Origin of the sequence: Pedobacter psychrodurus (assembly GCF_032678585.1) — a bacterium.
GTDB lineage: Bacteria > Bacteroidota > Bacteroidia > Sphingobacteriales > Sphingobacteriaceae > Pedobacter > Pedobacter psychrodurus_A.
In genome coordinates, this window is record NZ_JAVTSN010000034.1 from 22,590 (window position 1) to 45,402 (window position 22,813).

Genomic DNA, 22,813 nt, shown 5'->3' on the forward strand with positions numbered 1-22,813 from the left:
AGAGTAATAAGCTAATAAGGAATAGTTAAAAAGTATACTTTACACCGATACCGCCGTTCTCAGCAGAAAAACCGCTGCCGGGACTAATAATATAGGCGGGTTGCCAATCGGCACTCAGGGCTAACGGAAGCTTCGCGAATTTGTATTCTAAACCTAAAACACCCACTACGCCATAGCTCGCTACCCCATCTATATCGCTATCATCCCAACTGAAATAATTTACATGGCCACCACCACCCACGTACCAACGTAGGCCACTAACCCCCTTTATTGGCAAATGGTATTCGTACAATGCGCTAAAGGCAATATTACTGCCCAGGCCACCCGCACCATTATATCTCAAAATACCTTCCAGTGCTGAATTTTCGCTGATAAAAAATTTACCGGTAAGCGAAATGCCATAGATAAATTTTAGACCGATCGCAGCTTTGTAACTGGTATTGGCATCATTTACTCTAGCCTGCTTAACCAGTTGCACGGACGGTTTAACAACAGCTTTTTCTTCTGGCTCTACTGTTTCTTTCGTCGGTGCTACGGTTTTTGTAGATGCAGTCTTAGTTGCTGTGGTCTTAGTGGTGGCAGTTTTCTTTTTTACCGGTTTTTTGGTTTGGGCCTTTGCCATGAAACCAATGCTTAAAAAGCACAGGGTGATCATAATTAATTTTTTCATGATGGATTGGTTTTTAGTCTGATTGAATATTTACGGTTAAAATCTTTTGCCTACTGAAATACCTATTCTCGGGTATAGATTAAGGCTTTTGTGCCTGAGGTTTTCGTTAACGTTGAGCTGCTTGCCCAGGCCGGCATAGCCTTCAGCCAGATAGCCTTTTTTATTAAATACTTTTATGCCGATAGCTGCTCCCAAACCAAAATATGGCTTAAATTTTTCCTGCGTTTTTGCATCATCTGCAAGGTCCTTTTTAGCGGAGATTATTGAGGCATGCCCTTCAAGGAAAAATCCACCGGCATGTTTATGCCCAAAATAATACCTGTAATACGGAAAAAGCACATAACGGTAATGGTCCTGGTAATGACTTCTGTTTTTTAAACCCATTCCTAATGAAAGGCCAAGGCCCGTTTTATCATTTAAAATGCGTTCATAACTCATATCAGGTAAACCGGTAAGCAGACCAAGCAAATTCACTTTAACTTCATTTTCAGTTTCCTGGGCAGTTGCCGGTACAAAACTGGCCGCAAACAGCAAACCGGATAACAGGAGCTTTTTCATAGGTTCTGTAGGTTTATTGGCAGGTCCGCTTTGCGGTATTTTTGATCGAGTTTGCATCATCTACTGCTATAGCCTTACCAGAGCCCGCTAGCCCGCTATATAGGCCATTATTGGTCATGCTTAACTGATTATTGGCTCCAGGATTATTGTTAAAACCCCACCACCAGGCTATGTAACCAAATTCATTTTCTTTGCACAATTTCATCAGTAACCGGTAATTGATGTTATAAGCAAGTCCGTTCTGGATATCGGCAATAGCCAGTTCACCAATTACGATAGGTAAGTTTTCTTGTTTCATGGCGGCGAAATCTGCCGTAATTTTAGCATCCGAATAATTACCGAACGGCCCATTGGTGGGCCAGTAAGCATGCACGCTGAACAATAAATTATGTAAAGGGTCGGCATCCATTAACGCCTGCCCTTTATACAGGAAAAATACATGGTCTTTACCCCAATTGGGAGCATCAATCATTATTGGACAAGTGTAGCCCGCATCTCTTAATACTTTAAGTGCATTAGTGTTTGCATCTGCATAGCTTGCATCGGAAGCTGCACCATTATCTGGCTCGTTGGCGATATTGATAATAATTGATTTCTGATATTTTTGAAGCATAGACTTTATTCCGGCACCCGTCCACCATTGTGTAGCTTTAGGCAGGTCTGCAGCTACGTTCGCACTTCCTGTAAAATCATGCAATTCTAAAACGGGGATCATCCCTTTGGCCAGACAAGAAGTGATTACAGGCTCTATTTTAGCTTCAGTTAAGGGGGTGAGCGCACCACCATTGCTCCAATCTTTGTAATGTCGCTCAAGCACGATCCTAACCGTATTGGCACCGGTTTTTTCAATTTCTTCAAGCTCTTTTAAACCGAAATTTACCGCATAAACGCTGCCTATGTTTACCCCACGCAATACCACTTTATTGCCGCATTTATCGGCCAGGTATTTACCATCCTGAACATGCAGTCCTGTTGTAATATCGCCATCTGGATCAGTATTTGTCTTTTTACAACTTACCAATGCCAATGAAACGAGCATCAGTATGAATAGAAATTTAGAATTTTTCATGATGTAAGGGTTTTAGTGATGTTTTGATGTTTCTCCAAAAGAACAGCTATTAAACAGGAGATTTTCTGACAATGAGCAAGATGACAGTTTTAATGAGTGGGAAAGGGTATGGATTAGCGAAGCTGTTTTTAGGTTTATTATTTTTCTGCTTTTTTAGCTTTTCGATAGGTTTACCTGAGTATGGTTCGTTAGAGAACACAGAAATACCGTGCAAATTAGGTTTGCCCGGCGTTTACCTCTACAGCGATTAAGGTGATTTACTTTTAATTCCAATTGCTTTTTTACCTGTATATGGTGGAATAGGTTGTGGATTGAGTATAATTTTATCTATTATCTGTATTTTCTCTGGAGCTGGTTTTTGGTCAGGCACCTGTTGAATGGTCAAGTTACTTCTTTTGATTTCCGCGTTCCAGGAGTTAGAGCGCTCCCCGTTGTATTGCTGATAAATAAATAGGCTATAGAAAGTTTTACCAGGAACCATTTTTTTGCCTGGTATACGATATGGCGGCGCCTCGATACTCATATTCGGCATTCTCCAACTGCCACCAGTTCTGATATTAACAGACATTTTCCTTGAAGCGCTGTACTTCGTTGCATCTCCTTCCATGTAGTAAGACATATATAATTCTGCCATAACATGGGCATTGGGGTTCCAAACGCTACCGGGAATTTGAGAAAATGGTACACCTGTAATATCGAACGGAAAACTTACGTTCATCCTTGTGCCTGTCTGTGTGCCGGCAACTTCTGGTGTACTTGGTTTTTGGGCCATTCCTGAATGGCTAAGAACGATCAATAAAATTGTGGTTAAAACTTTTAAATTTTTCATGGTATAGTTTTTATAAAAATGGATTCATAAACATTTTACTCCCTCATAAAAGTGCCCCAGAAGGTATTTGGACTTTTATAACGGCCTCCTTCCAGTTTATCATTCATCAGTATAAAAACGGTTAGGTTATTGCCCTCCGTTTTTTTTACCGCAAGGTTATTGATCAGTGTATAATCTACTATCGATTGCTGGTTATTGGTAGTTTCTATGTACTCTGCACCGGTAAATTTTAATTGGGTTAAAGAACCTGAATTGTTCCATGTGCCTTTAAAGTTTTTACCTGCCAACTGATTGGTTGATGGTATTTTTACCAGATCGTAGGTATTTAGAATTACCGGGCCTTTGTATGATTTGATCCCTCCATTTTCTACAACGAAAGCACAAATCACTTCATCGTTAAAATTTAAGTTTAGAACGCCGTCTGTGAAGCTGTATTTCCCAGAGGTAGCACTATAATGTGTTAAAACCGCTTTGTCACTTTCTATGGTAATGATGTAAGGATATCCATTAGACAGCTTCCCTACAATACTATATTTGGTAATGTTAAAGCCCTCTGGCTTAAGTTCTTTCTTTTTACAGCTCACCAATACCATTAACAACAGTATGGGTAGCATTTTTAATATTCTTTTCATGATAATCAGTTAAAATTATTGCCTGGTAAATGTGCCGGTCATCCTGCTATTGCTATTGTAATACTTTCTATAACCCTCAAGTTTTCCATCCGATAATACCCAAAGGCTCGTTACTCTATCCGTAGCATTGTATTTAAAAGCTGCTATATTTTTAAATAACGCATATGTTTTATTGGGTACGGGTAAATTAATGGAGGCCTCGCTGTAATGGGTGTCCGTAAATTTTACGCTGGCAATGGTAGTCAACAAACTTCCTTCAGATTTCCACCCACCAGAATAGGTATTTTCTTTTAAGGGATTCTCGGCAGGTATCTTAATCAACTTAAATGATCTCCCTGCTACACTTGCCGTAGCCAGGGCAATGGTTTTATTTTCGATCTTCAATTCATTTTGAAGTTGTGCGCCATAAAATAATTTCAGGATACCATTATCATAACTATAAGTAAAGCCATTGTCGGGAATATCACCACCTTCATTAAAAATAATACACTTGCCCTGTGCTTCGAAACTCCTCAACTGGATATTTCTTACCCAGCCGCCAGGGTTTGTCTCTCTTGTCACCAGAACATATTGTTTCACATCAAAAGGTTCTTCAATTGGTTCAGTTGGCTCTGGTGTAACGGCACTATTTTTTTTACATGCCATAAAGCTTAAAAGCAATAAGAGCATGGATATTATTTTTAGGGTTTTCATGGTAGTCAGTTTTACATTTAATAATTGGTTTGCTAAACAAACATATGCCCTGGCTTCACAATATTTTATGGTAATGATTGAGGCAGGTATCTTAATGAGCAAAAGGCAATTTGAGATGAGCAAACAGATGAGTCTTAGCTTATGGCACTTTAGTAAATATACCGTAGGTGAAAATTTCTGAACCGGCACCTATGAGATTTTTCTTATGGCAGGTAACTTCTAATTTCCCGTCAATCAGTACGGCATCATATTCTGCGTAATTGTTGGCCGAGGCATCTGGCGTATTACTTCTAGCCGCAATATTTGCAATCAAAGTATACTTTCCAGAAAACGGATAAATCGCACCGGTTTTTTCATCATAAGTATCCGGGCGAAAAGTGAATGCGGAAAATGTTTTGGCTATATTGGACCAGTTACCCTGATACGAATTACCGTTCAGTTGATTGCTTGCCGGCTTTTTTTGCAAGCTATAAGTGGTAAATGGATAGCGTTTCATCACATCTTGATAGGCAGTAATGGTATTGTTCTCTACCGTAAAAACCATCAATCCATCTATTTTAATTTTGCCGTCTTTAAAAATAAACGGCATGGCGCTTTCTCTTAACAACGCTGCTTTTCCGTACCCATCGAAGTTGATGATATAAGGAATCTGTACGGTTTTACCATTGGAAAGCTGTGCGGGCTTTCGGCCTACGATGTAATATTCGCTTAAGTTAATTTCTACTTCATCTCCGTTTTCAACTTCAATCTGATCCTTCTTACAGGAAGGCATGATGGCTATAAAGCATATCAGCAAATATTTTAGGGCATTTTTAAAGTTTTTCATGATATGGTTGGAAATTTTTAGATGCTCTGTTTGTAGCAGGCATATTTATTGTACTGTCCAGTTGGGATTTGATGAAATAGCTGATGAAATGTAAAATGCTAATTGGCTTTCCATAATATCTTTAGGGTGTTTTTTTTGAGAAAATCAATGCTCGTATAGCCGTTTTCGCCTTTTATGCCCGCTATACCACCAACCCTAAACGTTACCTCAGGTCTGCCGTGATCGTTATAATAAACTATAGATATCGAACAGTCTTTACAATTGGCCAGTTTGGGATCTAGCTGATGCTCGAAACCATACAGTATTTTCTCTTTGATGCGGACCTGCGATATCCGGCTTACATTCGCTTGCTTTAATGAATCTATGTTGCTAATGGCTTTGACTATACAATCCGGTATGGTGTTTTTTTTACTCCCGAACCTGATATTAGGATAGCCGGCTTTGCCAAATTCTGCCGCAGTGTACCCATCTTCCACAAAAGCGCTAGCTCCCCTGCCCATTATGAAGTAAGCAACTACATTACAATTGGGATCATAAAAAATAGACCCATTGTTACAATCAATACACTGGGCTAAACTTTTAACAGAGAATTGATAAACCCTTCTGTTCCGTTTAAGTTCTATTGCCCGTTCAAACCTGGTGGTGGTAAGGCTCGTTTTTTTGTTCAGCTTTTCAATACAAACAGGTATATCCTGCGCAATGCTTTCGCAGTACATTAAGGATAAAAACAGACTAAAAATGAGATGATATTTCATAAGGTTATTTTTTTAGATACCCGGGGAACAATTTTCTGATTTGTTAACCAAAGTATGTACTTGAGCCATAGTATTTTTGGCTGATGATTGAAACAGGCAATATAATGAGTGAGTTGATCTTTGGCATTAGGGAAGAAGAAGAGTTATTATAGCAAATAAAATAAGCAGGATTAATTATTTTGAGCACTGAATGAGGTCACCTGAACAGCAATTCAGTTTTGGGATGATTAGATGGTTAAATTCCGCTATTGAGCGAAATGCTAATTTAAACGCGTAAAAGCACCATTCGAATTAGTTTAGCTTAATCCTTCTTAATGCAATAATGTGCAACTTTGAAGTGATGATAAAATAACCTGATGAATTCTTCTACTTAAGAGATATTATATTTATTACGGTATTTTATCTAATTGAATTCATTGTTTATGGTGAAAATTGCGCTACCAGAAACATAAATTATCAATTTGAAAAACTATGAAATCGATAGCTACCTTTTTTTTCTTCACAGCCTTAACCATCACTTGTTCAATTCCCGTCTTTGCCCAAAAACAGGGAATGAAGGCTATCGATTCCATGAAAAGCCTGTTGAAAGCACTTCCCAAGGTCGATTCAAATCAGGTGCGGATGATTTATCGGATATCCGAAGCCTATCTGAAGATCGATCCGGATTCTGCACTGCACTATGGTCAATTATGCCTCGAAAGAGCTGAAAAATCGAAATGGCAAAAAGGGATAGCGGGCGCATATGCCAACCTGGGAACGATAAGCAGTAATCATGGTGATTATGCTAAGGCCATGCAATATTACAACCAATCATTAGCGATTCAAAAACGCATTAAAAACCGCAAAGGAGAGATTGCAAGTTTAATTAATATAGGGGTTGTTTACCGCAGGCAGGATAAAAATGCAAAAGCCCTTGAATATGCATTCGGCGCTTTAAAAATCGCATCCGAAATTAAAGATGAAGGTTATGCAGCCTTAATCTATCAAAATATAGCGGATCTGTATCATGTGAACAAAGATTACAAAAAATCGCTTAATTATGGTCTGAAAGCGCATCAACAATATGAAAAACTGGGTGATTTGCAAGGTATAGCTTCTTCCGCCAACCAGGTAGGCACGGTTTATTATTCGTTGAATGATTTTAAAAATGCCGGCCAATATTTTAAAAAAAGTTTAAAAACCTATGAAGAACTTGGCGACAAAATGGGGCAAGCTGGGCTATTTGGCCATATCGCATTACTGCATGAAGACAATAAGGATGAGAAACTGGAATTCCTATTTAAGGCACAACAGTTATATGATGAATTATATCCACTGTTTTCACCTTCCATCACTAACCTGGGGAACATAGGGGGCACCTACGCGGAAATTTTTATCTCCCGGCTAAAAGACAAATATCCAACACGGAATTTTATCCCCAACAACTATAAAGCAATCTCGCAAAAAGCAGAATTTTATTTAACAAAGGCTGTTAACGCAAGCAAGGAGGTTGGCGATCTATATAACCTGAGCTACTATTCTGATAACCTGGCACAGCTACAGGAGGAGAATGGCCAATACAAAGAGGCGCTTAAAAATTACAAAATAGCGAAGCAGATTACCGATTCGATCTATTCTCAGGAAAATAAAAACCAGATCGCTACGCTTGAAGCCCAATATGCGTTTCAGAAAAAAGAAGACGGCTATAAACAGCAACAAACGTTGGCCAAGGTTAAAAACCAACAGACTTACCTTTATACCGGCTTAGCTATTTTGCTGATCACCTCCGTACTGATTTATTTTTTAAATAGATCGCGTATCCATCAGCTGCGGCTAAAAAACCGGTTACAGCAGCAAAAGTCGGAACAAAGGTCGAAAGAATTATTGCACCAATACCAATTATCAGAAAGTGAGTTAAAGGCGATCCGATCGCAAATGAACCCCCACTTTATCTTCAATGTGCTCAATTCTATCGAGGCCTATGTAATGGACAACGAGAAAAGGAAAGCCTCCCGCCTTATTCAGAAATTTGCCTCCTTAACCAGGTTGATCCTTGAAAACTCTACAAAAAGTTTAGTAACCGCTGATAAAGAATGGAAAGCCTTAATGTTATATACGGAATTGGAGGCCATACGTTACGATGGAATGTTTACTTATACTTTTACCGTAGGGGAGAATATCCAGCTAAAAACCTTATGCCTTCCCCCCATGCTGATCCAACCGTTAATTGAAAATGCCATTTTACATGGACTGATCACAGAATCAAAGGCCGGAGCACATCTTTCTGTTATCATTCACATGAAGGGAAATAGCATCTGCATTACCGTAGCAGATAATGGTGTGGGCATAACAAACAAAAGCGCTCCAGCAATAAAAAATCCGGTGAAAGAACAATCCCTAGGTCTGGCTTCGATCAAAGAAAGGATTGATATGATCAACAAACAGCAATCGGGGATTCAGGCTAGTTTTAGAATAAGCGCTGGTGAAAATCAGAAAGGGACCGTTGCCATTATATGTCTGCCCATTTTTGAAAGAGAACCTGAGCTTATAAATAAAATGGAGTAGAAATGAAAAAAAAATAATTGGTCAGATCATTATCCGAGCAGATCAGTCATCCAGAAATTTGTTTTATTTTAACTATTTCCGAAAAAACCACAGTCATTTGAGAAAGGGGGGTGTTTAATTTTGATTTTACAGTTTGCCTGGAAAACTATCTATGTGAATGTAAATGTTTATACAACTAAATTTTTCACATCTTATTTCTGTTTGATGATTGACCATATAAATATCTAAAAAAATTAAGAACAGTTTTTGTAAATAGAATTGATTTCTTGAAGCTTGTCATTATAAATAATAGGGATTTACTTGACTAACAACAAATATAATACCAATATAAATAAATATTAAAATTGATCACGATAGTAATAGATTTTTGCAGAGGACACTGAAGATGATCCTTGTTATCGAAGATGAGTCTCCGATTTTTGAGCGACTTGATGCGTACCTGGGAGAATCGGGAAATTTAATTAATTTCCAAACGGCAGTTCAATTGTAAATGTTGTACCCTTACCTTCACCGCTCTCCACCCTGATCACTCCGCCGTGCATTTCAACGATTTCCCGGCACAGATAATTTCCGGTCCCAAAGCCCGCAATAGATCCAATATGGGGGTGCTGTACCCTGTGTGTAGCATTCAAAAATCTTTTGGCGGTCTTCTTTTGCGGTTTTTATGCCTTATCGGACCAAAACTGTTCTTTGTCTGGTCCCGAACGCTGAACGTGATTTTTTGGATCTGTTACTGAAGCGATTTTCCTAGGTAGGGTTTTTCCCTTGAGTTCGGATATCTGCACAGAATAATCTGCTTAAATAAGGAAATCAAACAGCTGGCCACATTCAATGATTCCCAACCCAAAAATTGAAGGATCGCATTCATTTCAATCCCAATTGCTTAACTGATATTGACAATTCAGCCGTTAAATTCTGTTTCGATCGGAAGTGATCGCAGTAATGGTCAGCTCTTTTTATTGTCGTCTGATACTACAGACTGTAGAAACAAAGGATCGGTAATATTGATTCTTTTGCCGTTTGCGCTAAGCTTTCCTGCTTTGGTGAATTCTGTAAAAACCTTGAAAAGGGTTTCATAGGTCGTACCTGAATAGGACGCTATGTCCTGACGGGAAATATCAAGATCTATTGATCCATTGGCATCCCGTCCAAATTGTGACTGTAGGGAAAGCAGCGCAGTGGCGATCCTTGCCTTGACCGACATATGTGCAAGATTGCGCATCCGTTCGTGGGACTCCTGTAGCTCAGAGGCAAAAAAATCCATCATCTGATAAGTTAGATCTGTATTTACCTTTAAGCTTGATCTGAAAAACTCAAGATCGATAAAGCAGACGCTTGCCTGTTCAAGTGCTGTGGCCGAAACAGGGTAGGTAGGGTTTTTTCCCAATCCGAGGTGCCCTATCACATCGCCCGGTTTTGCAAACCTTATAATAAGTTCCTTTTCATTGTCCCACTTTTTATGGACTTTGATTGTTCCCGAAAAAACGAAAAAAATGCCACTTACAGCCTCTGTTTCCATAAATAACTGGTCGCCTTTTTTTAACTGGAAATTCTTTTTCCTTTGGGAAACGGCGGGAAGCCAATCCGGTATCACACGACTACATAGAAAACAGCTTTTTACATCGCACAGGTTATTACATTCTTTCATTAAACAGATATTTCACACGCAAAAATACAACTTATATTTATTTGTAAGGATTAGATCATTAATATTGTTTAAAACATATTATAATTAATAAATTTAAGTTATTTAAGCTATTTTATATTGTTTAAAATATATTTTAATTTGTATTTGAGTTTTTTTATTATACTTTTGTTGCATTCTAAGAGGAAAATGAACAGTCGAAAAAATATAATACCGATATCGCCATCTCTTGGCGTTTTCGGTAGGTTTAAAATGGGCAGGAACAAAGAGAAAAGTTCTAAGGAGCGTCTTTTGTTTATTTCTATGTTGTCTGTAGGGGTTGCTGCAGGGATTTCCCTAATAGCAAAGCTTCTGGTGTCCCTGATCAACCTGGTTACAAACATATCTTTCTATCAGCGGTTTGGATTTGATTTCCAAAGCCCGGCGGACAATCATCTGGGGCTATGGGTGATTGTTGTGCCTGTACTGGGCGGCGTTATAGTTGGGCTGATGGCTCTTTATGGTTCCAAAGCGATCAGGGGACATGGGATCCCTGAGGCAATGGAGCAGGTTTTGACCAATCAGAGCCGGATAAAGCCTGCGATAGCGATATTAAAACCTGTTTCTTCTGCCATTGCGATAGGTACAGGTGGCCCTTTTGGCGCTGAAGGCCCAATTATTGCAACGGGGGGTGCCTTGGGCTCAACGCTGGGACAGCTATTTACGGTGAGTCCGAATGAGCGTAAAATTATCCTTGCGGCGGGGGCTACGGCTGGGATGGCCGCTATATTCGGGACTCCCTTGGCAGCGGTATTTCTCGCAATAGAACTGTTGTTGTTCGAGTTTTCAGCCAGATCTATTATTCCCGTAGCCCTCGCCTGCATCACCGGCGCAGCCGGACACCATCTTCTTTTTGAAGCAGGGCCGGTATTTCCCATGCCGGCACTTTTGCCGCCCTCGAATGCTGCATTGGGTTTATATAGTTTTATTGGGATCCTTGTCGGTTTTGCATCACTCGGGCTGACCAAGATCGTATACTTTATAGAGGATGCTTTTGAAAAAATCCCGCTCCACTGGATGTGGTGGCCAGCTATCGGGGGACTCGCAGTTGGTATCGTTGGTTACTTTGCACCGCGTACACTGGGAGTAGGATATGATAATATCATCTCGCTTTTAAGTGGACAGCTTTCCATTTCGGTTATCCTTTCACTGTGCCTGTTTAAATTTATTTCCTGGGCAATTGCCCTTGGCAGTGGGACTTCGGGCGGAACGCTTGCGCCTTTGATGACCATTGGTGGGGCAAGCGGGGCTGCTTTGGGCTATCTGCTGCATAACTTCTTTCCCGCTCTTGATCTCAGTATACCCATGTCGGCACTGGTTGGTATGTCGGCGATGTTTGCAGGTGCCTCCAGGGCATATCTGACGAGCATTCTTTTTGCGCTGGAGTCTACCCATCAGATCAACGGGCTTCTTCCGCTTTTGGGAGCCTGTTCTGGGGCCTATCTTATTTCGGTTTTTTTTATGAAAAACACCATTATGACCGAAAAGATTGCGCGCAGGGGTGTGCATACACCCGATAGTTATGAACCTGATCTATTGCTTAAACTCCGTGTTTGGGAAGTTATGGACAGAAATCCTGTGTTTATAAGTCCGTATAATACCATTGCGGAGGTGAGAAGGTATTTTGGGGAAAATCCTCCTGTGGAAAATCAGTATGCCGTGAAGGAGCCGACCGGGGACTGCCTGGGTGCGGTCTCCATACTGGATCTTTTTCAGCCTTTGGCAGATACCGAAAAAGAGATACTGTCAATAACAAAACCTGTGAATGCGCGGGTCAAAGATAACGACACGTTGAAAAACACGTTGGCAGTTATGTCGCTAAATCAGGTTGAATCTCTGATGGTGTTCAGTAGCAGGGATGAAGGGGCTTTTGAAGGTCTGTTAAGTTATAGGGATGTTGTCAGGGCATATCATATTAATCACGAAAGTGAGAGCAGGACCGGGAGAAACCTCTCACTGGACAGGCAGGCAAAGAAAATTATTGTCAGGGGCAAAAGGATGATGGCCGATAGGAGGCCTTAATACGTTTTTGGTTTTTTAAAATTTAATATCATGAAAAAAGCAAGTTATTGTATGATGACCGCTGGCCTAATTGTGCTGGTTGTCGCTTTGTTTACCACAGGCCATCTCAATTCAGTGAACGCAGTCGACTCACATCCATGGACGATCAATATCAACGGGATCCATTCCTTTGCGTGGCCGGAATTCTGTGGTGGCTTATTGATCGCACTTGGTGGGATTTTCAATATCGCTACCTGGCATCAAAAAAAATACCGCGTGGGATAATTTTTTCCTGTCATTTTTATGATGTGGGAAAGGGTTGTGAAAAAGAATGGGCCTGCTATTGGCTTCCCTGAAATCATATTCCGCCCCGTCATAGTTAAATAGTATCAGCTTATTTTAATGGAAGAGAACGATATCGATGAAGTGATAGAGGGCTTAAAGGCAAAAGGATATACGCTTACCTTTAACCCTGAAGATTCAGATGCTGCTTCATGGGGAATATCAGATCCCTGGCCTTCAGGTTTAGCATTTGATATTGATGAGGTGATCCCGTGCAGGGGGGCAGATGGCATACCTCTTCGGGTATTTGCAGTAACCACCAAGCCTTTCGCTTTAAAGGGGATCTGGATAATGTCGGATGAGGATCAGAAATACTGGACACTTGAGGAAATTGGCAAAGGATTTGGGAGAGTATTCAAATCGCTTTATCTCTTTATGTTTAAAAAAAAATCTAAGTAATTCTTTTGCTGAGAAGTTCTGGGCATATAGATTATCTCTTCTCCGCTTTTTTCGGTAAAATGGAATCCCCATTGGAAATTCTGCGAACTACATCAGGATTTTGATGGTTTTTTAAATTTATCCAGCAACAGCTCTGGTACTCCATCAGGGGATCCGTTATACGCCTTCAATTAATTACCAACGCAGCATTTCAAAAATTACGTATCAACACTTTTATTCATTGCCAGCGAACTGCTTTTGATCCAGATTTCTCAATGAAGAGATTTAATTATAACTTATGTTGGTGGATATTCCGCCTTGTTCTTATGCCTCCCGCTGGATATACTGCCACCTATCCCTCTGTATAACGTTAATTGAAAGGTTTTAAATACATGTAGTTTTGCATCTGATTTTAAAAGACGGTCAAATTGTTGATTGTTGGCTTAAATATGCCTGAATACGGTAAGAGGTTCCGTTGGTATCAAACTTTGATTGATAATCCTAACCACATGCCATCGTAATTTTCCCGATACGTCAGCCCGTCCAAAAATACGCAGTTGAATCGGTAAGCCGTTAAAAATTGTAGAAACCTCAATAAAGTCGTTTTGTATATCCAGGTGTGATAGTGCAGCTTTAAATCGTTTTAGTATCAGCTTATATAAAAGTTGTGTGTCTTCAGGTACAAAGAGAGTTCGCATACACAAATAAACATAAAATGTAGCCCTAATAATACGGGTTAGGGGTAATTTGACTTTTGTCTAACAAAAACTAATTTATTAGGTATGATGTCTGTAATTTATGATTTAGGTCTGTTGTAAATTAATTTTCTGTAATTGCCTTCTCCTTCAAAGTTGATCTGCGGTTTTGGAATTGAATTTGGTTTATATGGTGCAGCCCGGTAACCTTTGGGTGTTTTTTTTCCGGATTTCCCAGGTGATACTTTAAAAAGTGCTTTTTTATATTTTTCTGCTTTTATCTTTCTGTCCTCTTCAATTACCTCTTTTGGGATTAAGATAGCAAGGTCTGAAAGTGAATTCATTCTTATTGGTTTTCCCTTCTTCCAGTCTGGTTGATAATCTTTCATTAATTTAATTTTTATTACTAAGATAATGATTTTCCTTTTCGGCCGATGGCCTGATAAAATATTGACAGGTAATAGCGGCTTAGTGCATTAATGTTTCTCCTTTGGAACCGATGATCTTTTTCTTTTCTAAATATTTCATCAAACACCTCATTTCGTAAAGCTATCTATGGGGATAAACATTAACAAAGATGAAAGGCGTGGCCATCTATAGTCGTTTTTTGTATTGTCCAATTTAGCAATTATACCGTACGTGTCAGTTACCCAATATTATAATTTAAGATTAAGTATGCAAGGTTTGAAAGAGCCTAACAGTATATAGTATTAATGAATGGTTTCATTTATCGATACCGCAGGCAATGTTTAATTTGATCATCAAGGTGGAATAATTGTCTTCAAAATGCTCTTGTTCTAAAATTTCATTCACTGACCAGATCTGCAGCAAATGGTTTTTTACTGCATCGTTGTTTGGCAAAACGGCAGATTAACTTACCACATAAAAATTCCGGGCGCAAACCCGCAAGATATAAAACACCTGTATTTATGCGCACAATTTTTTATTCTTCAGTAATATAAGGCCAAACATTCCTGTGGCAGAAAACAGGACCCAAATGTGATCATCAATAGGTATGGCAGTACAATTTCCAGTACCACTTTCATTGTAGGCTGTTCCTGCAGGCGTGCTCGTTAAAGGTTGTGCATATAGATAATGACGACCTCATAACAGTAAAAATATCAGTATGTATCTCATATTATAAATGAGAACGGTTGAATATTTGTATGTTATTTAAAGCCTTATCTTTTAAAACGATTTTTTTAACCTGCCGTATACCTTCATGCTTTGAATAGCATCCACGGGCGGTAATTATATTGGTGTTAACACCTCCGATTGTTACTCCCCGGATTGTAGATTCACCAAGGAGCGAGTATTTTTAAAAAGAACCGGACGCTTTAAGTGAATGGGTTCTAATAAACTGCCTCGACAGAACGGCTATGATATCACAATCTTGTAACAAGCTTTCCCTTCATTATCGTATATCAGTCATATGCCGAAAATGGGCTGTAATTCATATGGTCAGACTTGCCGAAATTAACGGCTTTTGGCCAGAAGCGACCAATTGATTATGGTAAAAAGTGCTTCCGGATTTCCGGCGGTCAGTCTATGTTTCAATTTTGCGCTGTTGACAACTGATTAGGGGAAAATGTTCTTTATCAACTTAGCGGTAGGATAACGATTAGTTCTCCCACTGTAAAACCAGCAGATGGAGCCGGGGGGCGGGCGTGCCGTTTATAAATCTATAATAACCACAGTCCGTCCCAAAACCGGACTGTGGAATTATAACCTAAGGTGGGCTTCGCTGTTTAAAGTCCGGTAACTTTGATATTGTCCACCGTCATTAGCGCGTTATATGCTCTCAATCCGATGCTGCCTTCGCTATAATCACCATCCTGGGCGATTAATACCGGCTCTTTGTTCCCATCTATCAGAACCTCAAATGTATTACCTACCGCTTTGATCTCCAGTTTATAGTTTTTCTTCAGCTCCAAAGGGTATCTGGCAGCTGCGATTACCGTCCATACCTTTCCGTTTGCCTTTCCAAACTCTATGGTCTCTGTGGACGGGTTCAGCCCCAGGTAGTATCCCTTGTAAGCATTGGCGCCAATTGCCGGATCCTTGATCCGGAACAACAGCCCACCGTTCCCCGGCGTGTTCACAGCAATATCGGCTGAAAACATAAGGTCAGCAAATTTGGTTCCTGTTGCGATAATTTTGGTTCCCTCACCGGAACGGCCATCTTCATTCGAAGAACTGTGCACTGCCCCGTTCCTGTAAAACCAACCGCCCCCATAAATGACCAGACCTTTTGCATTATTGGCCCCGAAAGTTTCCTGATAGTTTTTGTCTATAAATTTTGGATTTCCGATCACCGGGAGGATGCTTAGGCGCAGGCTCTCTGAACCGTATGGGACTAAGGTTACCTCTTCGGCCGGCTGATCTGAAAACGCCGGGCTGAACGGCACATCAAAAGCGGCAGTATTATTATAGTCCAGCCCCCATGTAGAAATCTTCTTTGCTTTCACTTTCAGCTCCACCGGGGTGAGCTGCTGTACAAATGGATTGACGGGCATCGGACGTTTGATAACAGAAATCTGCTTATCCAGGGGAGTTCCGTCCAGCAGCAATCCATAATTCCACGCCGAAGCAGCAGAAATCTCTGTCTCGAAAAATCCTTTAACAGGAAATTCCTTAACTCTTTTTTCGGACTGATCAATTTTTAATGCATATACCAAAGGGCCCCGCTGGATGCTTACCGCATTGTTGACCTGCTTTTCGGTTGAGAGATGCATCGGGAAGTCGAGCACAACTTTATCCCCGTTTGACCATTTCCTGTTTAAAGTAAGCAGTTTTCCAGCGCTTACCCCTGTGATAAGCTTATTGTTGATCCTCACCTGTGGGTTTATGCACCAGGAAGGGATCCGCAGGGTCAGTGGAAAGGAAGTAGGACTGTCAACAAAAACCGTTAAGCGGATCTGCTCCTCAAACGGGTAGCCGGTATCTTCGTCGATCTTTATTTTTTTATTATCTCCGACCACCGTACTGACTTCCATCGGGCCATACGCAATTACAGCCAATCCCCCCTCAGGGGTAGCGGACCAACTGTTTTTGACAAAATAGGGCCAGCCCATATGCATATTATATCTGCAGCACGGAAAGCCGGAGTATGGCCCGGGAATGATGCCGTTATGATAATCCTGGTTGAAGCCATGAGGCCCCGGTAGGCTTTGGACCTGATTGGGCAGGGTATAGTAGGTGTGGGATTTAAGGTCCTTGCTGAACTGGGCAGGCAGGGCATTAAAGGCGATTTTTTCCAGCTGGTCCCCGATCTCTGCATCATGGATTATCCGTGAAGCAGTTTCCAGGCTCTGCATCCATTCCACTACCGTGCAGGTTTCTACGCCCTGCACTGAGCTTTTGCCCGATATCCGTTCCGTGCCCGCAGCAATCCCTGTTGGCTGGCCATGATCCTGCAACAGGTGTTTTATTCCATTCTGCATCGCTCTGGTGTATTGCATTGAGGAATCGACCTGAGCGTAGATCGCAGGGAACTTTAATGCCTGCGCGACATTGACCATATGTTTTGGCTGGTAATCGTTCCCGAAATAATCAAACTGGTTTTCGTTGAAAATTTCTGCCCATGGATAACTTTGTTCTTTCAGCTTATGGGCCAGCTCGAGCAGAAATTTGTCCCCGGTCTTGTTATAAACCCATATTGCGATTTCGATATTGTCCCCCGCCCTTGATTTTCCCCATTCTTTTAACGGATCACCGTCCAGATTGGCCAGTTGGTATTTTAGGTATCTGGACAGGAACGGAATTACCCTTTTGTCCCCCGTTGCTTCATAGTAACTTTGCAAGGCATACATGAAAGGCATTCTCGGCCACCAGTCTTTCATTTTCGCAGGGCCGAATAGGCCGCTCTCCTGCTGGTGGTCAAGTGTATATTCTATCCATTTCTGCGCCTTTTGTTTCAAGCCCGGATCGTCCAGCGTATAGGCGAGGGCTACCAGGCCCTTAAGATAGTACGGAGCCTTTTCCCAACTGTTGCCTGTACCGCCAAGCCAGTCTGCCGCTGGCCCCAGATCATTCCTGTCTGGATAAAGCTCTTCTGCATGTCCCGTAAAACCGTCTTTTTGAAGCTCCAATTGTTTAAGCAGCCATCCTTTTGCTTTTATGCTGCCCAAGGGCAATTGTGCATAGACCTCTTTCTGTAATGGCAAACGGTTGAAGCTGTAAGGTTCAGGCTGTTGGTTTTGCGCATGAAGGGGCAAAGTGAGCGGTAGCAGGCATGCGGTAAGGAACGTTCTGGAAATTTGTTTCATATGTATTATTGTTTGTGCGTATTATTTTTTCCTATCAGATGTGTGGGCTTGTAATCATTCTTAATGCCCGGTCAGCGACATGGTCTGTTACTTTAGCTTTGGGTTGGAATTGATGGCCGTCTGGGGTATCATAAAAACACTTCTGTCTGTTCCCTGTGGTTTCTTTGATAACCAGCTCTTGGTGGTGAAAACCCCAAACCTTACGTCATCCCTGCGCCGGTGTCCTTCCCAAGCAAACTCCCAGCCAAGTTCGTCCAATAACCTGCCCAGTTTTACAGGAGCCGTGTTGTCCCGGTCAACAATTTTATAATTTTCAACAAAACCATATTGATAACGGCTGTCTGCCAATAATCCGGAGCCTGTAACTGTAGCCTGTGAGGGGTCATCAAAATTCCGTGCTCTAACCGAGGTTACGATCTGTGCGGCGCCGGCGGCATCACCCTTACGTGCCAGGCACTCGGCTTTCATCAGCAGGACCTGCGCATAACGGAAGAAAGGAAAATCATTGCTAAGGTCAAATCTGGCACCGCTTCTCACCTCGAACTTGTTCATGCGGTAGCCTTCCGCTTCCCCTGTAAACAGGCCATTGGGCAGTTCCCTGGTAAAAACCAGGTTCTTTCCGGCCATGTCGTATGACCCTTTCAACGGCGTAACACCGTCGGCAGCAAACTGAGCCCCCATCATCCAGGTATATCCAAGACGTTTGTCCCCAGCATCATAGGTATCTATAAACTGAGGAACACCCATTGCCGATCCTGCGCCCCAGGGTGTTGACTGCATTGCAAATTTATCGCGGAGTGCCGCATGCCATGAAAACATGTCAGGAAAGAAACCACCGCCCCGGTTTTCGTCAAATGGCACGGCAAAAACGGTTTCTGGTGAATTTTCATTCTGTGTTTTAAAGCTATTGCGGTAATCACCTTCCAGTTGATATTTACCTGAGATGATGATCTCCTCACACTGTGCCTGGCACTCCGACCACTTTTCCTCGCCGGTGTAAACCTGGGCATTTAAATAAACGTTTGCCAACAGGGCTTTTGCCGCCCATTTATTAAACCGTCCGTGCATGGCCTTACCGGTCACATCGCTTAAATCCGGAATTGCAGCCTGAAGGTCGCCTACAATAAAATTGTATATATCCCTACGGCTGGCTTTCCCGGGCAGATCTGTTGAAGTAGTGGTTATCAGAGGCGCCGCCCCAAAGTTATCGCATATCAGCCAGTAAAAGAACGCGCGTGCTGACCTCATTTCTGCCAGTAATGCTGTTTTAGTCGTGCCCGGTGGCACCGGCACCCTGTTGTTCTGGATCTGTTCAATGATCCTGTTCGAATTGATCACCCCCTGGTACATGCTGTTCCACATATTGATAAGCTGTGGGTTCTCTGAGTTCCAGGTGTGCTGATGCATCCTCTTAAAAATCCCGCCATCATCCCACCCCGAAGGGTTGGCGGGCATAACCAGTTCATCTGAAGTTGTTTCCTGGACCATGTAATAATTTGTGTGCCCAAAGAGGTTCCGCATATTGGCGTAAACAATTCCCATAGCGGCATTTGCATTTTCATAAGTATAGGTCTGTTCGGTAACATCCGAATATACGACCTCATTGAGGTCTTTATTGCACCCGGCGGAAGTTGTGGCTAAAATTGCCAGTACCACAATATTTTTTATTGTCGATTTCATATTTCAGGTTTTTAAAATGTCAGCGAAGCGCCCAAAGTGAATGTTGCAGTTGCGGGATAGCGGTTGCGGTCATCAACGCCCGGAGTCAGGCCCGCTACCGATACCTCAGGGTCTACACCTGAATACCCGGTAAAGGTTTTCAGGTTCGAGCCGGATGCATAGATCCGCAGGTTTTTGATAACCTGTTTTTTTAAGTTGAACCTGTAGCCCAAGGTAATGTTGTCCACCTTCCAATAGTCGCCGTTTTCTATATAGTAGCTGAGGTAGTTCAGCGACTGGTCATTAGCCAGTGGCCGCTTGTCATAAATATTATCATAGGTCGAGCGGAGTACATTTCCCCTGGTCAGCATAACCGGTGCAGAATAAAACATACGGGGCATATTGAGTATCTGGAATCCAAAGGCACCCCGCATAGTGATCGTCAGGTCAAAGCTCTTGTACAAAAAGGTATTGTTGAAATTCAGGTAATGCCTGGGCAGCCCGTTACCGATTATCTGTTTGTCGTCAGCCTGTTGCTGGGCGATGGGTTTTGGTCCTCCGTCTTTCCCCTGTATGATCCAGTAACCGTTCTGATCAATATCCAGCGACCTGAAGCCATAAAAATTCCCGATCGGCTGGCCGAGCTGCACTCTGCCGATACTCTGCTGTATAGGCTCGTCCGTATTGCCCACATCGAAATATCCTGATGCCAGCTGGAAATTCTGGTCAGATAATGAAAGGAGTTTATTCCTGTTGGCCGAATAGTTGACAGAAGTATTCCACTTAAAATCCTTATGGTCAATTGCACTTACGTTGATCTGCATCTCCAGCCCCTTATTTTCCATTGAAGCGGCATTGGCCCGGATGGTATTAAAAAGATAAGGCGGGGTAGGTACACTGTAATCCAGTAACAGGTCTTTTGTTGTCCTTCTATAAAGGTCGATCGAACCGCTGATCCTGTTTTTCAGTAAGGCAAAGTCCAGCCCGATATTCACTTCCTGCTTTCTTTCCCACCGGAGGTCAGGATTGGCATTTGTAGAAGGGCTGATTGCCTGGATCCATTTTCCATCTACCAGCGTATATGTGTCAAAATTCAAACGGTTAAGGGACATGTAAGGATCATTTGGTTCGGTACCCGTTATCCCAAAACCTCCACGGAGTTTCAGTACATCAAATATAGCTGCACCGCTCATAAAATCTTCATTTCTGATGTTCCAGCCGATTGATACAGCGGGAAAGTTGCCGTACTTGTTGTTTAAACCAAACTTTGATGAGCCTTCACGGCGTATACTTGCCATCAACAGATACCTGTTCTGATAACTATAGTTTACACGGAAAAAATACCCTATAAGTTTATTCTGGCTCTGGTAAGACCTTTCCGGTGCTTCTCCACGTGCGAGGGCCAGACCGGATCCTATATTGTTGTATGTAAACGCGTCAGTAGGGAAGTCCCAGTTCTGCATCCAGTAATCCTGGTAATTCGTTTCCCTCCAGCTGTACCCGGCCAGTCCGCTGAACTCATGGTTCCCGATTTTTTTGTTATAGTTCACCGTGGCTTCAAGAAGGTTTTCCTCAGACCGTGTTGTGCCACGTGAGGCAAAGCCGTTACGGCCATCCCTGAGTGTTGAATAATGTTTTTTGGTCTCGTAATAGCCCCGTACACCATTGTTTAAATCCCGTGATCCCATTAAAGATAACTCCAGCCCCTGGACCGGGGTATAGCTCACGGTTCCTACGGTCCGGAAATTGGTGTTCTGGTTTTTGCCCTGTGTCTCCATTAAAAGCGAAACAGGGTTTGCATAGGCAGTTTTATCGGTATGTTCTGTCCAGTTGCCATACACATCTTTGACCGGATCGGTAGGATTGTAGGTAATCCCGTTCCGGTATACATCCCCACGGTAGGAGCCACCGTCCGTGCCCGCATTAAAGGTCTGCTGGCTGCCGCTGAGTGCGGCATTTATTTTAAGCCTGCCCTCAAACATCCGGTGGTTTACCTCAAGCCGTGGGTAAATCACCTTGTTGTCACTGCGAAGGATGATCCCTTCCAAACTGCGGTAGTTTAAGTTGGCAATATAACTGGTGTTTTTCGAGCCCCCCCTTAGACTGATATTGTGCACCTGGGAGAACGGCGTTCGGGTAATTTCCCTTAGCCAATCTGTTGTTGCCCCGTAATCAGCTGCACCCGGACGTTTTTCTGCCACCAGCTTCCGGTACTCATCGGCGCTCATGAAATCCAGCCGTTTGGTTATTTGTTGCGTGGTTACATAACTGTTTATATCAACCGTTGGAGGTGTTTCGCCATGGACTTTTTTTGTAGTGATCAGAATTACCCCATTGGTGCCCCTGGTGCCATAAATTGCAGCGGCCGAACCGTCTTTAAGCACGTCAATGGATTCAATATCCTCTGGTGCGACGGTAGTCAGGCTGCCGGGTACGTTATCGATCAGTACCAGTGGTGCCGTTCCGGAAGTAATTGTCGCGATACCACGGAGGTTGATCTGGGATGTCCCTGTTGGATTTGCATCCTGCGTAATCACGTTAAGCCCTGCTACTTTGCCCCGGATAAGCTGCGCCGCGTCCTGAACTGATCCCTTGACGAAATTTTCCGCTTTAACGCTTGCAACAGCTGTGGTGATCCTTTCTCTTTTTTGTGTCCCGTATCCGACCACCACAACAGAATTGAGCGAGGTTTCGGTGGGGATGAGCCTGATATTAACTGTGGTCCGGTCTCCCACTGCCATTTCCTGTGTGGCAAAGCCGATCATGCTGAAAACCAGCACCGCACCGTTATCTGTAGGGTTAATGTTATACTTGCCGTCTTTGTCTGTGGCAACTCTGATATTTTCTCCTTTAACCTGTACGCTTACGCCCGGTATACCTGTGCCACTTTCGTCGGACACGGTTCCGGAAATATTTTTTTGTGCCTGATGTTTGGGCCCCAGCGCCGCAGTTACCTGTTTAGGTGAAAAAAAAGCGAGCACGGCCATGTGGACTATCATAATCCGGACGAAGTTCTTCCAGCAGGCATCTGCTGGTAATTTTTCTCTCATAATTAAAAGTTTAGAATGAATATTTGGTTCGTAATGCGGAAAGAATTCCGTGCCGGTAAAATTAAATTGATTAAAATCCAGCGCCTTAACCACCAGTATCAAAAACCATCCAATTTGTCTCACCCGCTGTTTATAAGTAATGTTTAATTATTTTTGAAGC

General features: G+C 42.3%; 18 protein-coding genes. 4 read left to right on the top strand and 14 right to left on the bottom strand.

Going from position 1 to position 22,813, the window contains the following annotated elements:
* Positions 1–25 precede the first annotated feature (25 nt).
* From R2S57_RS20440 to R2S57_RS20475, 8 genes are all read right to left on the bottom strand, one after another.
* Positions 26–670 (bottom strand): hypothetical protein, encoded by a 645-nt coding sequence (locus R2S57_RS20440; RefSeq protein WP_316846793.1) that lies wholly within the window; start codon positions 668–670, stop codon positions 26–28.
* Positions 671–706: 36 nt separating this feature from the next.
* A complete protein-coding gene (locus tag R2S57_RS20445; RefSeq protein WP_316846794.1) occupies positions 707–1,228 on the bottom strand; it encodes a DUF3575 domain-containing protein in 522 nt (173 codons plus the stop codon).
* 13 nt (positions 1,229–1,241) lie between these two features.
* On the bottom strand, positions 1,242–2,297 hold the full coding sequence (locus tag R2S57_RS20450; RefSeq protein ID WP_316846795.1) for a cellulase family glycosylhydrolase: 1,056 nt from the start codon (positions 2,295–2,297) through the stop codon (positions 1,242–1,244).
* A 247-nt stretch (positions 2,298–2,544) separates the two neighbouring features.
* Entirely contained in the window at positions 2,545–3,126 is a 582-nt protein-coding gene (locus R2S57_RS20455) for a hypothetical protein (RefSeq protein ID WP_316846796.1), read from the bottom strand.
* Between the two features lie 35 nt (positions 3,127–3,161).
* Positions 3,162–3,758, bottom strand: a complete 597-nt coding sequence (locus R2S57_RS20460) for a hypothetical protein (protein ID WP_316846797.1) — start codon at positions 3,756–3,758, stop codon at positions 3,162–3,164.
* A 15-nt stretch (positions 3,759–3,773) separates the two neighbouring features.
* Entirely contained in the window at positions 3,774–4,451 is a 678-nt protein-coding gene (locus R2S57_RS20465; RefSeq protein ID WP_316846798.1) for a hypothetical protein, read from the bottom strand.
* 139 nt (positions 4,452–4,590) lie between these two features.
* Positions 4,591–5,277, bottom strand: a complete 687-nt coding sequence (locus tag R2S57_RS20470) for a hypothetical protein (RefSeq protein ID WP_316846799.1) — start codon at positions 5,275–5,277, stop codon at positions 4,591–4,593.
* 98 nt (positions 5,278–5,375) lie between these two features.
* Positions 5,376–6,032, bottom strand: a complete 657-nt coding sequence (locus tag R2S57_RS20475; RefSeq protein WP_316846800.1) for a hypothetical protein — start codon at positions 6,030–6,032, stop codon at positions 5,376–5,378.
* Between the two features lie 471 nt (positions 6,033–6,503).
* On the opposite strand from R2S57_RS20475, the gene R2S57_RS20480 reads away from it, so the two are divergent.
* Entirely contained in the window at positions 6,504–8,576 is a 2,073-nt protein-coding gene (locus R2S57_RS20480) for a tetratricopeptide repeat protein (protein ID WP_316846801.1), read from the top strand.
* Positions 8,577–9,037: 461 nt separating this feature from the next.
* Here R2S57_RS20480 and R2S57_RS30560 read toward each other — a convergent pair whose 3' ends face one another.
* Positions 9,038–9,208, bottom strand: coding sequence for an ATP-binding protein (locus R2S57_RS30560; RefSeq protein ID WP_410479090.1), 171 nt, complete (start codon positions 9,206–9,208; stop codon positions 9,038–9,040).
* A 314-nt stretch (positions 9,209–9,522) separates the two neighbouring features.
* Positions 9,523–10,224: a Crp/Fnr family transcriptional regulator gene (locus R2S57_RS20485; protein ID WP_316846802.1), complete on the bottom strand. Its 702-nt coding sequence runs from the start codon at positions 10,222–10,224 to the stop codon at positions 9,523–9,525.
* Positions 10,225–10,410: 186 nt separating this feature from the next.
* Here R2S57_RS20485 and R2S57_RS20490 point away from each other — a divergent pair, with 186 nt between their 5' ends.
* The 3 genes from R2S57_RS20490 (at position 10,411) to R2S57_RS20500 (ending at position 13,002) form a co-directional block, all read left to right on the top strand.
* Complete coding sequence (locus R2S57_RS20490) at positions 10,411–12,282, top strand: chloride channel protein (RefSeq protein WP_316846803.1); 1,872 nt, start codon at positions 10,411–10,413, stop codon at positions 12,280–12,282.
* 30 nt (positions 12,283–12,312) lie between these two features.
* Positions 12,313–12,546, top strand: coding sequence for a hypothetical protein (locus R2S57_RS20495; protein WP_316846804.1), 234 nt, complete (start codon positions 12,313–12,315; stop codon positions 12,544–12,546).
* A gap of 117 nt (positions 12,547–12,663) precedes the next feature.
* Positions 12,664–13,002 (top strand): hypothetical protein, encoded by a 339-nt coding sequence (locus R2S57_RS20500; protein WP_316846805.1) that lies wholly within the window; start codon positions 12,664–12,666, stop codon positions 13,000–13,002.
* 775 nt (positions 13,003–13,777) lie between these two features.
* On the opposite strand, the gene R2S57_RS20505 is transcribed toward R2S57_RS20500, so the two are convergent.
* The 4 genes from R2S57_RS20505 to R2S57_RS20520 all read right to left on the bottom strand — a co-directional run bounded on the left by R2S57_RS20505 (position 13,778) and on the right by R2S57_RS20520 (position 22,653).
* Positions 13,778–14,065 carry a hypothetical protein gene (locus tag R2S57_RS20505; RefSeq protein WP_316846806.1) on the bottom strand — a complete coding sequence of 96 codons (288 nt, stop codon included), beginning with the start codon at positions 14,063–14,065 and terminating at the stop codon, positions 13,778–13,780.
* Between the two features lie 1,359 nt (positions 14,066–15,424).
* Positions 15,425–17,944: a beta-L-arabinofuranosidase domain-containing protein gene (locus R2S57_RS20510; RefSeq protein WP_316846807.1), complete on the bottom strand. Its 2,520-nt coding sequence runs from the start codon at positions 17,942–17,944 to the stop codon at positions 15,425–15,427.
* Between the two features lie 87 nt (positions 17,945–18,031).
* Positions 18,032–19,624: a RagB/SusD family nutrient uptake outer membrane protein gene (locus R2S57_RS20515; RefSeq protein ID WP_316846808.1), complete on the bottom strand. Its 1,593-nt coding sequence runs from the start codon at positions 19,622–19,624 to the stop codon at positions 18,032–18,034.
* A gap of 11 nt (positions 19,625–19,635) precedes the next feature.
* Complete coding sequence (locus tag R2S57_RS20520; RefSeq protein WP_316846809.1) at positions 19,636–22,653, bottom strand: SusC/RagA family TonB-linked outer membrane protein; 3,018 nt, start codon at positions 22,651–22,653, stop codon at positions 19,636–19,638.
* Between the last annotated feature and the right edge of the window lie 160 nt (positions 22,654–22,813).

Excerpts from the sequence above, each read along its gene's own strand:
- R2S57_RS20465 (WP_316846798.1), bottom strand. The coding sequence starts at position 4,451 with ATGAAAACCCTAAAAATAATATCCATGCTCTTATTGCTTTTAAGCTTT.
- R2S57_RS20495 (WP_316846804.1), top strand. The coding sequence starts at position 12,313 with ATGAAAAAAGCAAGTTATTGTATGATGACCGCTGGCCTAATTGTGCTG.
- R2S57_RS20450 (WP_316846795.1), bottom strand. The coding sequence starts at position 2,297 with ATGAAAAATTCTAAATTTCTATTCATACTGATGCTCGTTTCATTGGCA.
- R2S57_RS20480 (WP_316846801.1), top strand. The coding sequence starts at position 6,504 with ATGAAATCGATAGCTACCTTTTTTTTCTTCACAGCCTTAACCATCACT.
- R2S57_RS20505 (WP_316846806.1), bottom strand. The coding sequence starts at position 14,065 with ATGAAAGATTATCAACCAGACTGGAAGAAGGGAAAACCAATAAGAATG.
- R2S57_RS20445 (WP_316846794.1), bottom strand. The coding sequence starts at position 1,228 with ATGAAAAAGCTCCTGTTATCCGGTTTGCTGTTTGCGGCCAGTTTTGTA.
- R2S57_RS20455 (WP_316846796.1), bottom strand. The coding sequence starts at position 3,126 with ATGAAAAATTTAAAAGTTTTAACCACAATTTTATTGATCGTTCTTAGC.
- R2S57_RS20440 (WP_316846793.1), bottom strand. The coding sequence starts at position 670 with ATGAAAAAATTAATTATGATCACCCTGTGCTTTTTAAGCATTGGTTTC.
- R2S57_RS20470 (WP_316846799.1), bottom strand. The coding sequence starts at position 5,277 with ATGAAAAACTTTAAAAATGCCCTAAAATATTTGCTGATATGCTTTATA.
- R2S57_RS20475 (WP_316846800.1), bottom strand. The coding sequence starts at position 6,032 with ATGAAATATCATCTCATTTTTAGTCTGTTTTTATCCTTAATGTACTGC.
- R2S57_RS20485 (WP_316846802.1), bottom strand. The coding sequence starts at position 10,224 with ATGAAAGAATGTAATAACCTGTGCGATGTAAAAAGCTGTTTTCTATGT.
- R2S57_RS20515 (WP_316846808.1), bottom strand. The coding sequence starts at position 19,624 with ATGAAATCGACAATAAAAAATATTGTGGTACTGGCAATTTTAGCCACA.
- R2S57_RS20500 (WP_316846805.1), top strand. The coding sequence starts at position 12,664 with ATGGAAGAGAACGATATCGATGAAGTGATAGAGGGCTTAAAGGCAAAA.
- R2S57_RS20520 (WP_316846809.1), bottom strand. The coding sequence starts at position 22,653 with ATGAGAGAAAAATTACCAGCAGATGCCTGCTGGAAGAACTTCGTCCGG.
- R2S57_RS20460 (WP_316846797.1), bottom strand. The coding sequence starts at position 3,758 with ATGAAAAGAATATTAAAAATGCTACCCATACTGTTGTTAATGGTATTG.
- R2S57_RS20490 (WP_316846803.1), top strand. The coding sequence starts at position 10,411 with ATGAACAGTCGAAAAAATATAATACCGATATCGCCATCTCTTGGCGTT.
- R2S57_RS20510 (WP_316846807.1), bottom strand. The coding sequence starts at position 17,944 with ATGAAACAAATTTCCAGAACGTTCCTTACCGCATGCCTGCTACCGCTC.